Below are 13,884 nucleotides of genomic sequence, written 5' to 3' on the forward strand. Positions count from 1 at the left end.
AGGTCGTAAATATAAAAAAAATTAACCGGGATACCTTGGGTTTCAGTTAGAGAAGTTCGACTAAAAATTAGGTAAAGAAATTGTAAATTAGCAAGCATATCTTAAGCCTATGTGTACGGTAACTTTACTTCCTGTTTCAGCTAAAAAAAACGGATTCATTCTCACATCCAATAGGGATGAGGCAGCAGAAAGGGAGGCGCTTCCTCCAGGTTTTTATGCTGAAAATGGGATAAAAATGCTCTATCCAAAGGATAAATTTGCTGGTGGAACCTGGATTGGTATAAGTGAACGAAAACGGTTGATCTGTTTATTGAACGGAGAGTTTAAGCCGCATATTAGGGAAGCTGGTTATAGATTGAGCAGGGGTGTGGTAGTGAAAGATCTTTTAGCGGCAATTGCTATGGATGATGCGGTTAAATATTACGACTTCAATAATATTGAACCTTTTACAATTGTTGCGGTAGATTGGAATGCTGGCCTACGTTTTTTGGAACTTGTTTGGGATGGTAAGGAAAAGCACTTTAATGACCTGGATTTAAAACCTTACATTTGGTCTTCTTCTCCTTTATATTCTTCGGAAATGAAAAAAATGAGAGAAACATGGTTTCAAGCTTTTCAGAAAGAAAATATTCTTGATGCAGATGCCCTCTGGAATTTCCATATTTCAGCAGGAATTGGAGATCCAGATATAGATGCAATAATGGATAGGGGATATGTAAAAACCCAAAACATCACTCAAATTGAAGGGGCTCAGGATGTAATAGGTATGCGGTTTATGGATTTAAAGGATAGGAATAAAATTGAAATTGAATTTTAAATCAAGAACCCTAGAGCAAGCGGGTTGAATAAAAACTGAAATACTTTTTGAAAATTCGAATTAAGCTCCTGGGAAATAAACCCTCGATTAATTTAATTCAAAGCAAAAGGTGCACTTAGTTTAAAGGCGGGTATTGCGACCTTGAATTTTTTTGATGTCGAAAAATTGATCATATCGTAATGACCACTCATAGAACCAAATGGTGCAGAAAGTAGGCATCCACTGCTATACGTGTGAGTCTCGCCAGGCTTTAAAATCGGTTTTTTTCCAATAACTCCTTCCCCTTGTACTATTTCGGTATCCTTAAGTGCATCCTTGATGTTCCAGAACCTAGAGGTTAATTGTACCGAATCCTTACTCTGATTTTCAATAGTTACCCGATAACCAAAGGCAAAGTGGATCTTATAGTTTTTATAAAATGTGCCTTCGAAATTGGTTTCAACGGAAATTTTAATTCCAGATGTAACTTTTTGAACCATAATTATCTAATTGCAAAAAAGGTAAGCGCAGAAATAATTGCTGCAATTACTGCTAATGTAAGAAATATAAAATTTAGAGCCATAAATTTAACAATAGTTACAAACCTTCCTTCTTTATAGAAATTCCGAAGCGCTTTATATAGATAGAAAAGGAACAATAAAAGCACTATCGCGGTAAATACATTGGTCTTAAAAATAAGGTCTACTATTAAACCAATTAGTACAAACACAAAAAAGGTGCTCTGTACATGGAAGGTAAAGACCAGATGTTCCATATAATTAATTGGTTTATAGAAATAAAAAAGCCAAATAATTAGTGCAAAAACGGGTAAGTAGAAAAATATAATAAATGGGGACTTACTTATTAAATAATCGAAAAATATTCTCGGGTTATTTTTTATGATTTGAGTATCTACCGCCTTTCTATATAGGTAGCGATTCCAGAATTTATTGATGTGCTCCAGACTATCCAAAGCTTCTAACGGCTCTATAATCTTTGTTTGTTCATAAAACACAGTGTAGAGATCTATTTGCTTTGTGCTGGAATTTATAAAATTTAGACTGTCTAATTGTTTTTGAGAAATATAATGGTCTTGATAATTCTTAATTTCTTTAGTTGCTGAATTATTAATTATAGAATCCAGATCATAACCGTTGGCAAGTGGTGTGCCTTCAAGATTCTTTAAAATTTCCTTTCTATCTTTTTCTGGAATTTGCTCTATCTGTTGTTTTATAGCCTCCTCGCTTGGAGCTCTAAAATCAAATGAATTATTAGTTAAGCTAAAAACAATAAAGAAAATAATAGAGATGCTTAAAAAGAATCGAAACGGATTGGCATACCGGGTGCGCATACCGCTAATATAGTCTCTGCTAATCTTTCCGGGACGGAAGATAAGCGTACTTAAAGTCCTTCTCATTCTGGAATCGTAAGAGAAAATTCCAGCGAAGAATTCCAAGAAAAAGTCATTGAAAGACAACTTTTTGGTGCTGTTTAGTTGGCCGCAGTTCGTACAGTATTTGTCGCTTATGTCCAGTGGATGGCCACAATTCAAACAAATAAGGCCGCGGTATTTAGTTAAGGAGCGTTCGCTCTTCATAAGCTAAATAATTTTGAAAATTGGTTAGTTAGATATATTCAGGGAACTTGCATTTCCAAAACCGATAATTTGATCGAATCTCGCTCCCAGATCCCTAAAATACACTAAAACTTGGTATTCGTTTTCTGTTACATCAAAATTCCCACTAATAAATCCTTCGTCCAAGAAACCGTTCTTATTTAAAAGCACATATTTATAATTGTAAAACCCCTGTTTTAAAAGAAGCGTGTTTTCATATAAACCCGTTGTCTTATTGTATTTCATTAAAGTAGAATCATCTAGTTCAAAATTATTGAATGCTCCATATAAATGAAGTTCTCCCCCATCCAAAGGATCGTAATTTTGAAGTTTAAAATGGGTCCAAACATATTCTGCTTCAATAGAAGCGTTTTCGCCCTGCAAAGTGCGAACAACAAATTGTCCATTGATGTCTGGGTTGTAGGTGTATGGCTCTGTAGCCCTGGAGCGATCTGCAAAAAGAAAGTGGCTGTAAAGTTCGTTTAGCTCAATTCGTCCAATATCGATAGTGGTTGCGCGAATATCTTTACTGTCGAACTGTAAATATTCGTTACCTGCCAAAAAAGAGGTTTCTTGATCATATTTATAAATGAGTTCATTGCCTATAGTGTATTGGGGCTTGATGTTTTCTATAGCCGACTTTAAATTATGGTTTTTGGTAATAAGTATTTTTATGGTGGATTCCGGATTTCTAATTAAAAAGTCTGGCGAATTTATACTGAAATTAACCACCTGTCTAGAATTGATATATTTAAGATCACGAGATCTTTTTATGGCTACTTTAACTTGGGCAATTGGCCGGTATACCATAAATTTCCTTGAAAATACCAACTCGTCGTTCTCGGTAAAAACTTTAAGCAGGTAATTCCCGCTCACTTTTAAGGATTGAGTGTCTTTATTTGGGATGTTTAAATTATAGTGCGTATATCCTTGAAGGGTATTATAAGAGTTGTTATAATTGACTATCCTCACATTATCGAACCCGTTTAAATATTCAGATTTTATTAATTCTGAAGGGGTCCAGTCGTAGTTAAAATGCTCTATTATGTAATAATAATTGGCTTCGTCTCCAATAATGTCATCGAACTCTAAATGAATGGATTCTCCTAATTTTATAACTGGATTTCCCTTAATATTGGAATTGCCATTAAAAATGATGCTTTTTATGTAATTTGGGGGCAAAACTTCTACTTGTTCTTGTGCAATCAAAAGGCTTGCCCAAAGAAAACAAAACAAGCTAAGAATTTTCTTCATTTAATTAGTTATTGGTTTTAAGGCAATTGCAAATTCTATTCCCTTTATTGTAAAGAGGACTTTAACAAGTGTTACATTGAAAAATATATAATTTCATTGGGAGTTCTAGGGTTAAAATTACTAAATTTGCACACTTTAAAAAATAAATTTAATACACACTCCATCCTATGTCAAAAGACATTCGAATTAAAAGAGGGCTTACTCTGCGTTTAAAAGGGGAGGCAGAAAAACAAGTTTTAAAGGCTCCTCGATCCAAGACTTACGCCATTAAACCCCCGGATTTCCATACTGTCGTTCCAAAAATGGCTCTTAAAGAAGGAGCTGCGATTTTAGCAGGCGATGTTTTATTTTCTTCAAAATACGATGAAGATTTAAAATTCACTTCTCCTGTTAGTGGAACCCTCAAGGAAATTAAGCGTGCAGAAAAGCGCCGAATTATTGAAGTTATTGTGGATGCAGATCCAACAGATAGTTTTAAGGATTTTGGAAAAATGAATGCTGCAAGTTCTTCTGCGGAAGCTGTAAAAAGCCGAGTGTATGAAAGTGGTTGCGGGGCATTTTTAAATCAACGTCCTTACGATATCGTTGCGGCTCCAGAAGACACCCCCAAAGCGATCTTTATTTCGGTAGTAAGTACCGCGCCTTTATCGGCAGATCTAGGTTTTGTGCTGAAGGATAAAGTTGCAGCTTTTCAAGAGGGGGTAAATGCCCTTCAGAAATTAACACCAGGAAAAGTGCATCTTTCAGTAGATGATTCTTCCGAAGCAATTTTAAAAGGGATCACAGGAGTAGAGCTTCATAAAGTCTCTGGTCCCCACCCGGCAGGAAATGTTGGGATTCAAATTCATAAAATAGACCCTATTAATTCCAAGGATCGAGTTTGGACTGTTGGGGCAGAAGATGTTGCTATTATCGGGAATGTGTTCTTAACAGGACAATACCATGCAGATAGAACTCTTGCACTAGTAGGAAGCGAAGCTAAAGAGCGAAAGTATTACCAGATCAAGATTGGAGCTAATTCTTCAGATCTAATTGGGCAGGTATCAGATGATGTTAGAATTATTTCCGGTGATGTTTTAACGGGAACGAAACTTTCAAACAATCAATATATCGGGTTTTATAACAACACCTTGACTTTGATCCCGGAAGGGAACAAATACAGGATGTTGGGATGGTTGCCATTTACATATAATAATATTCATTCCGCTTCCAGAACTTCCCTTTCTTGGCTGTTTCCCAAGAAAAAGTATGCACTTAACACCAATTTAAACGGGGAAGAACGTGCCTTGGTGGTTACGGGAGAAATGGAAGAAGTGTTGCCTATGGATATTTACCCAATGCAATTGCTAAAAGCGTGTATCGCGGGAGATATTGAAAAAATGGAAAATCTTGGGATCTATGAAGTAGCTCCAGAGGATTTTGCGTTGATAGATTATGTGAACACTTCAAAATTAGAAGCTCAGGATATTATTCGTCTTGGCTTGGATTTAATGATTACCGAAGTAGGTTAAAAGTTGAACTATGGAATGGATAAGACAAAAATTAGATAAATTTAGACAGCCTTTTAACAAGGGCAATAAATTTGAAAAGTACGCTCCTGCAATCAATGCTTTGGACACTTTTCTTTATACTCCAAATCATACCACCCAAAAAGGAGCCCATGTTAGGGATGCTGTGGATTTAAAGAGAACCATGATTACCGTGGTGTTCGCTTTGGTTCCTGCGCTTATTTTTGGAATGTGGAATGGAGGCTACCAGTATCTTTCTCAAATACAATCTGAAGTAGGATTTATGGAAGCCTTTGCTCATGGAGCATGGAAAATCCTTCCGATGATCGCTGTTTCTTACGGTGTTGGTTTGGGAATCGAGTTTGCTTTCGCGATCTTTAGGGGGCACGAAGTAAATGAAGGGTATTTGGTTACAGGACTTTTAATTCCTATGATCATGCCAATAGACATTCCATTATGGATGGTGGCGATATCTGTGGTATTTGCGGTGGTAATTGGGAAAGAAGCATTTGGGGGAACAGGAATGAATATCCTGAACCCTGCACTAACGGCCAGGGCTTTTGCTTTCTTTGCATACCCAACATACATGTCTGGAAACCAAGTGTGGGTGAGTGAAGCTGCAAAGGTAGATGGAGTTTCCGGGGAAACGATTTTGGGGACTTTGGCCGGGGGACATCCCGTAGGCCACCAAGTAGATTATAGTTTTATGGATATGTTTATAGGAAACATCCCTGGATCTTTTGCAGAAACTTCTACACTCTTTATCTTAGCGGGTGCCTTAATTTTAATTTTGACAAAAGTTGGAAGCTGGCGCATTATCTTAAGCGGATTTGCGGGTGCTGCCCTAATGGCATTAATATTTAATTCCCTCCCTAGCCTAGGACTGGAAGGCAACGATTTAACCAATTTTCCATGGTACCAGCATTTGGTAATTGGGGGATTGGCCTTTGGAATTGTGTTTATGGCCACAGATCCTGTTTCTGCAGCCCAAACCATGAAAGGAAAATGGATTTACGGATTCTTGATTGGTTTCTTTGCAGTAATGATTCGTGTATTCAACCCGGCATATCCGGAAGGGATCATGTTGGCTATATTATTGATGAATGTTTTTGCTCCGGTAATAGATCATTATGTAATTCAAGCGAATATTAATAGACGTAAGAAAAGAGCAGTAAGCGCCACAGGACAAATTAAAACAGCAGTTTAGTTATGGAAGAAATAACAGTAAACAAAACGGAAACCAACGGCTATACTTTTATGTTTGCCATTATCCTGGTGGTAGTGGTAGCAAGTGTATTGGCTTTTACAGCTACTTCGCTGCAACCTATCCAAAATGAGAATGTGCGTCAGGAAAAGATGCAGAATATTTTGGCAACAGTGGGTATAGAGACCGAAAGAAGTGAATCGGAAGATTTATATAATAAATATATCACCGAAACCATCGCTTTAAAAGAAGATGGAACTCCAGCTGAAGGTATAGATGCTTTTGAGGTGGATCTTGCAAGGGAATTGAAGAAGCCGGGAGAAGAGCAAATATACCCTTTGTACATCGCAGAGATAGATGGGGCTAAATACTACATCATTCCATTAAGAGGAAAAGGACTTTGGGATGCCATTTGGGGATATGTATCCTTAAAAGATGATGTAAACACTATTAAGGGTGCTGTTTTCGATCATAAAGGAGAAACCCCCGGACTTGGTGCAGAGATCACTCAGGTTTGGTTTAGAGAACGATTTACAGATGAAAAAATATTTGACGAAAGCGGAAATCTTATTGGGGTTTCTGTAGTAAAAGGAAATGTGGGACCTTCCAATAAGGATGACAATAAGGTAGATGCCATCTCTGGAGCTACAATTACCGGAAATGGAGTTTCAAAAATGATCTCTGAAAGATTACAACACTATCTTCCCTATTTAAAAAAGCAAAAGGACATTAAAGTAGCAATTCAGTAATTATGGCTATAGATACTAAAATAGCTTCTGAAGAAAAAGAAGCAAAGAAAAGGGAAATGGTGTTATTTCTTTCCAATACTGAAGAAAGAGAGCATTTCTTATCGAAGAACAATCGTAAGTTGTTAAGCGATCCATTGAACGACAATAACCCAATTACCGTTCAGGTATTGGGAATTTGTTCGGCACTTGCAATTACAGTACAATTAGAACCGGCAATAGTAATGGCAGTGGCAGTAACTGCAGTACTTGCTTTTTCTAACATGATCGTATCTGCGCTCAGGAATTTAATTCCCAATAGAATTCGAATTATCGTGCAATTGGTAATTGTGGCTTCTTTGGTGGTCTTGGTAGATCAAATCTTAAAAGCTTACGCCTACGATGTAAGTAAGCAGCTTTCTGTATTTGTTGGACTTATTATTACCAACTGTATTATAATGGGACGTTTGGAAGCTTTTGCCTTAGGAAACGGAGTTTATAAGTCTTTCTTGGACGGGATTGGTAACGCAGCGGGATACGGAGTGATCTTAATTATTGTTGCCTTCTTTAGGGAATTACTGGGATCTGGTAAATTATTCGGATTTGAAGTATTGGGACACAAAGCAGCGGTAGCAGCAGAATCTACTGGATTATATGCGTATGGATATGAGAACAACGGATTGATGTTATTGTCACCAATGGCACTTATTGTAGTTGGTATCCTAATTTGGGTACAGCGTGCAAGTAACCGTAAATTAATAGAACAAAACTAATAGCGTTAAAGCACTATAAAATGGATTATATAAATTTATTTGTTAGAAGTATTTTCATAGAAAATATGATTTTTGCCTACTTTTTAGGGATGTGTTCCTACTTAGCAGTGTCAAAAACAGTAAAAACAGCTGTTGGTTTAGGTGCGGCTGTAATTTTTGTACTTACCATCACCGTTCCAATCAACTATTTGTTGGATCAATATTTATTAAGACCGGGAGCATTGCAATGGTTAAATCCAGAGTATGCAAGTATAGATCTTAGTTTCTTGAGTTTCATCATATTTATTGCGGTTATTGCATCAATGGTTCAATTGGTAGAGATGGTAGTAGAAAAATTTGCTCCGGCTTTGTATAGTGCCTTAGGGATCTTCTTGCCCCTTATCGCGGTAAACTGTGCTATTTTGGGTGGATCTTTGTTCATGCAACAAAAAAGTTTTACAGCAGTTACAGAAGCCCTTACTTACGGGTTAGGTAGTGGGATAGGCTGGTTTCTAGCGATCCTTGCTATTGCTGCTATTAGGGAGAAAATTGCTTATTCCAATGTTCCTGCTCCATTAAAAGGATTAGGTATAACCTTTATTATTACAGGGTTAATGGCAATTGGGTTTATGAGTTTTATGGGAATCGAATTATAATAAAAAGATACAACAATGACAGTTATTATAGCAAGTGTAGTAGTATTTTTGGTTCTAATACTTTTATTGGTTTCCATATTACTAGGCGCAAAAGCCAAATTGGTTCCATCAGGACCAGTTAAGATCAATGTAAACGCAGAGAAGGATCTGGAAGTTAGCTCTGGTGGAACACTTTTATCCACTTTGAGTTCAAAGAAAATTTTCCTTCCTTCGGCCTGTGGGGGCGGGGGAACCTGTATGCAGTGCGAATGTATAGTCTCTGAAGGGGGAGGGAGTATCCTTCCTACAGAGGAACCTAACTTTACCAGAAAAGAAATCGCCAGTGGGTGGCGTCTAGCTTGCCAGGTGAAAGTAAAGGAAGACATGAAGATCCAGATCCCTGAAGAGGTATTTGGGATCAAAAAATGGGAAGCTACCGTAGTTCGTAATTATAACGTAGCTTCATTTATAAAGGAATTTGTTGTGGAAATTCCTGAAGATATGGATTACAAAGCCGGTGGTTATATCCAAATTGAAATTCCTAAATGTGAGGTGAGCTTCCAAGACATGGACATTACGGCACATCCAGACGAACATCCTGGGGAACCTAACAAGTTTAAGGACGAATGGGACAAATTCAAGCTTTGGCCATTGAAGATGAAAAACTCCGAAACCGTGGAGCGTGCCTATTCCATGGCTTCTTATCCTGCTGAAGGTCGTGAGATTATGTTGAATGTACGTGTGGCAACACCACCATTCGATAGGGCCAAGAACGGGTGGATGGATGTAAATCCTGGGATCGCTTCTTCGTATATCTTTTCAAGGAAAAAAGATGATAAAGTGATTATTTCGGGACCTTATGGAGAATTCTTTATTAACGAAAGTGATTCGGAAATGCTTTATGTAGGAGGTGGAGCCGGGATGGCGCCAATGCGCTCCCATTTATACCACTTGTTCCGTACGCTTAAAACCGGTAGAAAAGTAACTTATTGGTATGGGGGACGTTCTAAAAGGGAACTTTTCTATACAGAACATTTTAGGGCTTTGGAAAGGGATTTCCCTAACTTTAAATTTTACTTGGCCTTATCTGAACCTATGGAAGAAGATAACTGGAAGGTGAAAGACGGAATCGAGGGGGAAGGAGACGGATTTATTGGTTTTATTCACCAAGTGGTAATAGATAACTATTTACAATATCATGAGAATCCGGAAGATATAGAATACTATTTCTGTGGGCCTCCATTGATGAACAAGGCGGTAGAGAAAATGACCGAAGATTTTGGAGTTCCGCCAGAAAATGTAAGATTCGATGATTTTGGTGGCTAAGCCATGATCTAATTCAATTATAAAAAAAGACCGAACTATGTAAATAGTCGGTCTTTTTTTATAAGCTGTTTGGCAATAAACGTATTTTTGAAAAGTATGAAAGAGCAACTGACAGATCAAGAATTACATAACCTTGCCATGAATATAGTGGGGAAGGAATTGGAGGATGATGGTTATGAATTCTTGGGAGTGAACAGCCAATTAAAAAGGAATCCACAGTTTGTGGCACTAAAAGAGAAAAAGTTGAATTTCGTGATCGTTCGTGCTATTCCGTATCCTGTAGATCCTAAATATTACGATCCTTGGTTTATGAAAGAAATTAAGGAACATGCACTAAAATTCAATGCCAAAACCTATTATGCGGGAGTAGGAATAGCCAACAGCGAGGACTACGATAAGCCCGTATTAAAGGACGAAAAATATATAGTTAACTATGAGGGTTTACAAGAGATTTAGAACGATGAAAATACTTCTGCTTTTGGTTGTATCTATAATGGCAATAAGATGTGCAGAGAAAAAAGAGGCACAGGTTTTTTCAGGTGAAGCTTTGGGAACCACCTATCAAGTTAAATTCTTTCATGAAACCGAATTGCCAATCCAAAAGGGATTGGACTCCATTTTTGAGGTGATCAATAAATCTATGAGCACCTATGAATCAAATTCGGATATCTCGAAAATCAATGCAGGGGACACGAGTATTGTTGTGGATAACAATTTTATAGCAGTGTTAACTGCTTCCAAAAAGATTTATACTGAAAGCGATGGATTTTTCGATCCCACTGTGGGCAATTTGGTAAATGCCTATGGCTTTGGACCGGAAAAACGTAAAGATAACTTAAATGAAAAGCGTATTGACTCTATGCTGCAATATGTGGGTTTAAACAAGATCAAACTTTCCGCTGAAAAGAGAATAATCAAAGAGCAGCCGGAGATCTATTTGGATTTTAATGCGATTGCCAAAGGCTTTACGGTAGATGTGATCGCTAAATACTTAGACCTTAAAAAAGTGGATAATTACTTGGTTGAAGTGGGAGGAGAGTTGGTCGCAAAAGGACTGAATATGGATTCTGAAGCGCCTTGGGTGGTGGCCATAGATGATCCTTTACAGAAGGAGGGTAAAAGGGAATTCAAAGCTACTTTATATTTGAAGGATCGGGGAATGGCAACTTCCGGGAACTACAGGAAATTCAGAATGGATTCCATTACCGGACAACGTTACGTTCACACCATCAATCCCATAACAGGAAAGTCTGAAAAAAGCAATTTATTAAGCGCATCTGTGCTCGCGGAAAATTGCACATTGGCAGATGGGTATGCTACTGCCTTTATGGCTTTAGGCTTGGAGCGCTCCAAAAAAATGTTATCCAACATTGAAGGTGTGGAAGTATATTTTATATATGCTGAAGAAAATGGAGAAGTAAATGAGTACAGCACTTCTGGTTTTAAGGAAGTGCTACGCAAGGATTGATTTTTTATTTGGTGCACACAGGAATAATCTCTCCCTTCGCCAATCTATAGTTATCAATTTCTGAAGGAGTTAGTATATTTGTATAATCCACTTCTTCAACGTTAAAACCGATACTTCTCAACTTATCAAAATAATCCCGTCCATACACCCGAACATGATCATATTGTCCAAAAATCTTGGCTCTTTCTTTTTTGGAAGTGATGGAATTATCTTCAAAAGTAACAGCTCTGTTTAGATCTTGGGGGATCTGTAAAATTGCAGTTCCTCCAGATGCCAAAACCCTATAAAGTTCTTGCATCGCTTTCGTATCATCTGGGATATGTTCCAAGACGTGATTGCAAAGAATAAAATCGAAGGCATTATCTTCAAATGGGAGCTTGCAGATATCGGCTTTTACATCTGCCAAAGGCGAATTGAGATCTGTGGTGGTATACACCAGATTTGCCATTTTTCGAAACCGTTTATAAAAAGCTTGTTCCGGGGCAAAATGCAAAAGTCTTTTTTTTTCGGAAAATAGCCCGGTTTCATTTTTTAGGTACAGCCATAATAACCGATGGCGTTCTAAAGAAAGGGTAGAAGGGGAAAGTACATTTTCCCGTTGCTGCCCATACCCATAAGGCAAGAACTTTTTAAAAGATTTCCCATCTATGGGATCTGTGTATTTGAAGCCTTTTAAGCTGAAAGCGATTACAGGTCGAATTAAATAACTAGCTCTTATTAAAAGAGGTCGAGGAATTTTATTCAGAAAAAATTTAAATGCCTTTTGGATCATACTTCGATATCGCCCCAATTTTCTCCAGATTTTATCCTATACAACTGCATTTCGGACACGCCAAATTGCTTTGCCAATATTCTTATCCTGGTTTTTCTATTGGGATCCAATAGTTTCTTTTTCAAAATTACTGCTTGGGCGTAGCTTAACTTAGAGTACGAAGTTACTTGCCTTAGCTTGCGCTTCATCTTGTTCTCCTTTACATTTGGATTCCCAAACTGGTGTTGTGTCCATTCTTCCTTATTGGTCCAAGCTAAATTGGAAACATGGTTTTCCTGTTTCTTATAATTTTTATGGATCACGAAAATATCATCATCTTTTTTATCTAGAAAACATTCTGCAATAACCCTATGGAAATATAAATTTTTCTTTTTTCCATTTTTCAGCATCACCACAAAAGATAAATATCCTGCGGTCCTACCACCTTTAATAAGTTCGCCTTCGGGATTTTTGACGAAACTTATTACTCTTCCATGATTGGAAATCTTATATACGAATCTATCCTGCCATGATTCATCATGATAGGTTACCCATTGCTCTTGTCGAAAATTCTTAACCATACACTTTAGATCTAAATTTGTCTTCTTCGTTACTCGTAATTCCCAATGCGTCGTAGATATACTTAAAAGTAGATAACAACTCGGGTTTTCCATCTACCAAGGCTACATTATGTTCAAAATGCGCACTAGGTTTATTATCTGCAGTAAGGATGGTCCAGCCATCTTTAAGCTGATTTATATTTTTTGTTCCCAGATTGATCATAGGCTCGATAGCCACTACCATTCCTTCAATAAATTTTTTGCCACGGCCCCTTTTGCCATAATTTGGCATTTCTGGATCTTCATGCATGGTTTTACCTAAACCATGGCCCACCAATTCTCTCACCACTCCATAACCATGGTCTTCACAATATTTTTGAATCGCATAACCAACATCACCCACTCGCTTACCTGCTCTAAATTCATTGATGCCTTTGTAAAGTGATTCCTTGGTTACTTGCAATAATTTTTTAACCTCTTCGGATACCTCGCCAATTGGGAACGTATAAGCATGATCCCCATAAAAGCCATTTTTGATGGCTCCACAGTCAATAGAGATAATATCCCCCTCTACAAGCGGAATGTCATTGGGGATTCCGTGAACCACTTGGGCGTTTGGGCTCATACACAGCGTATTTGGGAAATTATATAAACCTAAAAACCCAGGAACGGCATTTTGTTCTCTAATATGTTCTTCAGCAAGTTTATCCAATTTCAGGGTGGTTGTTCCAGGTTTTATTTCTGAAGCCAACATTCCCAAAGTCCTGGAAACTACCAAAGCACTCTCGCGCATTAATTCTATTTCCTCCTTGGTTTTGGATATAATCATAGTTTCGATTTAATATAACTCAGCACGCTTGTGCTGGAGTTTACTTTTTTCTTTTTGGTGACGAATTTTGCTTTCTCTGGCGTGGAGGATAATTCATGATAAATTTCTCCCCAACCGCGAAGCCCACCAATGTTCCTATCGTCAATAAAAATATCTGCCTGAATTTTTCTGCTCAGGGATTCATCGTATATCTCTTCGGGGTAACTTTTATTTATAGCATAAAAATTAATGCCTTTTTGTTTGCAGAATTCTACGGCTTCGTCTAATTCTCTACCGGACCTGTAGGTCCAAAGGATCAATAAATGCCCATCTTTCTGTAAGTGGAGCAATGTTTCTATAGCAAAAAGGATAGGTTTTCCTATTTTAGGGTACCTATTTTCTACGATAGTTCCATCAAAATCTACAGCAATCGTTTTGGGATTATGCATGCTGTAAAATTAGCAAGAAAAATGCATTAATAA

Annotated in this window: 16 protein-coding genes; 9 read left to right on the top strand and 7 right to left on the bottom strand. The window is 37.6% G+C overall.

Features of this window, described 5'->3' with window-relative positions; translation table 11 throughout:
• The first annotated feature begins 109 nt into the window (after positions 1 to 109).
• Complete coding sequence (locus JM83_RS11500) at positions 110 to 817, top strand: NRDE family protein (RefSeq protein ID WP_144962222.1); 708 nt, start codon at positions 110 to 112, stop codon at positions 815 to 817.
• A 92-nt stretch (positions 818 to 909) separates the two neighbouring features.
• Here the strand turns inward: JM83_RS11500 and apaG are convergent, their stop codons facing one another.
• Genes apaG through JM83_RS11515 form a run of 3 tightly spaced genes read right to left on the bottom strand, consistent with a single transcriptional unit; the run spans position 910 to position 3,665 of the window.
• A complete protein-coding gene (gene apaG, locus JM83_RS11505) occupies positions 910 to 1,296 on the bottom strand; it encodes a Co2+/Mg2+ efflux protein ApaG (RefSeq protein WP_144962224.1) in 387 nt (128 codons plus the stop codon).
• 2 nt (positions 1,297 to 1,298) lie between these two features.
• Complete coding sequence (locus JM83_RS11510) at positions 1,299 to 2,393, bottom strand: DUF3667 domain-containing protein (RefSeq protein ID WP_261376449.1); 1,095 nt, start codon at positions 2,391 to 2,393, stop codon at positions 1,299 to 1,301.
• Between the two features lie 24 nt (positions 2,394 to 2,417).
• Positions 2,418 to 3,665, bottom strand: coding sequence for a DUF5103 domain-containing protein (locus JM83_RS11515; RefSeq protein WP_144962226.1), 1,248 nt, complete (start codon positions 3,663 to 3,665; stop codon positions 2,418 to 2,420).
• A gap of 167 nt (positions 3,666 to 3,832) precedes the next feature.
• Between JM83_RS11515 and JM83_RS11520 the strand changes: the two genes are divergently transcribed.
• The 8 genes from JM83_RS11520 (at position 3,833) to JM83_RS11555 (ending at position 11,283) form a co-directional block, all read left to right on the top strand.
• Positions 3,833 to 5,176 carry a Na(+)-translocating NADH-quinone reductase subunit A gene (locus JM83_RS11520; RefSeq protein ID WP_144962228.1) on the top strand — a complete coding sequence of 448 codons (1,344 nt, stop codon included), beginning with the start codon at positions 3,833 to 3,835 and terminating at the stop codon, positions 5,174 to 5,176.
• Between the two features lie 10 nt (positions 5,177 to 5,186).
• On the top strand, positions 5,187 to 6,380 hold the full coding sequence (locus JM83_RS11525; RefSeq protein ID WP_144962230.1) for an NADH:ubiquinone reductase (Na(+)-transporting) subunit B: 1,194 nt from the start codon (positions 5,187 to 5,189) through the stop codon (positions 6,378 to 6,380).
• A 2-nt stretch (positions 6,381 to 6,382) separates the two neighbouring features.
• Complete coding sequence (locus JM83_RS11530; protein ID WP_144962232.1) at positions 6,383 to 7,126, top strand: Na(+)-translocating NADH-quinone reductase subunit C; 744 nt, start codon at positions 6,383 to 6,385, stop codon at positions 7,124 to 7,126.
• Positions 7,127 to 7,128: 2 nt separating this feature from the next.
• Positions 7,129 to 7,875 (top strand): NADH:ubiquinone reductase (Na(+)-transporting) subunit D, encoded by a 747-nt coding sequence (locus tag JM83_RS11535; RefSeq protein WP_144962234.1) that lies wholly within the window; start codon positions 7,129 to 7,131, stop codon positions 7,873 to 7,875.
• A 20-nt stretch (positions 7,876 to 7,895) separates the two neighbouring features.
• The gene (gene nqrE / locus JM83_RS11540; protein ID WP_144962236.1) at positions 7,896 to 8,510 is read left to right on the top strand and encodes an NADH:ubiquinone reductase (Na(+)-transporting) subunit E; all 615 of its coding nucleotides are present in this window, start codon (positions 7,896 to 7,898) and stop codon (positions 8,508 to 8,510) included.
• A gap of 15 nt (positions 8,511 to 8,525) precedes the next feature.
• A complete protein-coding gene (nqrF, locus tag JM83_RS11545; RefSeq protein ID WP_144962238.1) occupies positions 8,526 to 9,815 on the top strand; it encodes an NADH:ubiquinone reductase (Na(+)-transporting) subunit F in 1,290 nt (429 codons plus the stop codon).
• A 96-nt stretch (positions 9,816 to 9,911) separates the two neighbouring features.
• On the top strand, positions 9,912 to 10,271 hold the full coding sequence (locus JM83_RS11550) for a Na(+)-translocating NADH-quinone reductase subunit F (RefSeq protein ID WP_144962240.1): 360 nt from the start codon (positions 9,912 to 9,914) through the stop codon (positions 10,269 to 10,271).
• Positions 10,272 to 10,275: 4 nt separating this feature from the next.
• Entirely contained in the window at positions 10,276 to 11,283 is a 1,008-nt protein-coding gene (locus JM83_RS11555) for an FAD:protein FMN transferase (RefSeq protein WP_261376450.1), read from the top strand.
• Positions 11,284 to 11,287: 4 nt separating this feature from the next.
• Here the strand turns inward: JM83_RS11555 and JM83_RS11560 are convergent, their stop codons facing one another.
• From JM83_RS11560 to JM83_RS11575, 4 genes are read right to left on the bottom strand one after another with little or no spacing between them, the layout of a single operon-like run.
• A complete protein-coding gene (locus tag JM83_RS11560; RefSeq protein ID WP_186435059.1) occupies positions 11,288 to 12,055 on the bottom strand; it encodes a class I SAM-dependent methyltransferase in 768 nt (255 codons plus the stop codon).
• Entirely contained in the window at positions 12,052 to 12,615 is a 564-nt protein-coding gene (locus JM83_RS11565) for an NUMOD4 domain-containing protein (RefSeq protein WP_144962244.1), read from the bottom strand. Before JM83_RS11565 ends, JM83_RS11560 begins: the two co-directional genes overlap by 4 nt.
• Positions 12,608 to 13,423 (bottom strand): type I methionyl aminopeptidase, encoded by an 816-nt coding sequence (map, locus tag JM83_RS11570; RefSeq protein WP_144962246.1) that lies wholly within the window; start codon positions 13,421 to 13,423, stop codon positions 12,608 to 12,610. Before map ends, JM83_RS11565 begins: the two co-directional genes overlap by 8 nt.
• Positions 13,420 to 13,851, bottom strand: a complete 432-nt coding sequence (locus tag JM83_RS11575) for a BT0820 family HAD-type phosphatase (RefSeq protein WP_144962248.1) — start codon at positions 13,849 to 13,851, stop codon at positions 13,420 to 13,422. Before JM83_RS11575 ends, map begins: the two co-directional genes overlap by 4 nt.
• Positions 13,852 to 13,884 lie beyond the last annotated feature (33 nt).

Origin of the sequence: Gillisia sp. Hel_I_86, assembly GCF_007827275.1 — a bacterium.
In the GTDB taxonomy this organism is placed as follows: Bacteria; Bacteroidota; Bacteroidia; order Flavobacteriales; family Flavobacteriaceae; genus Gillisia.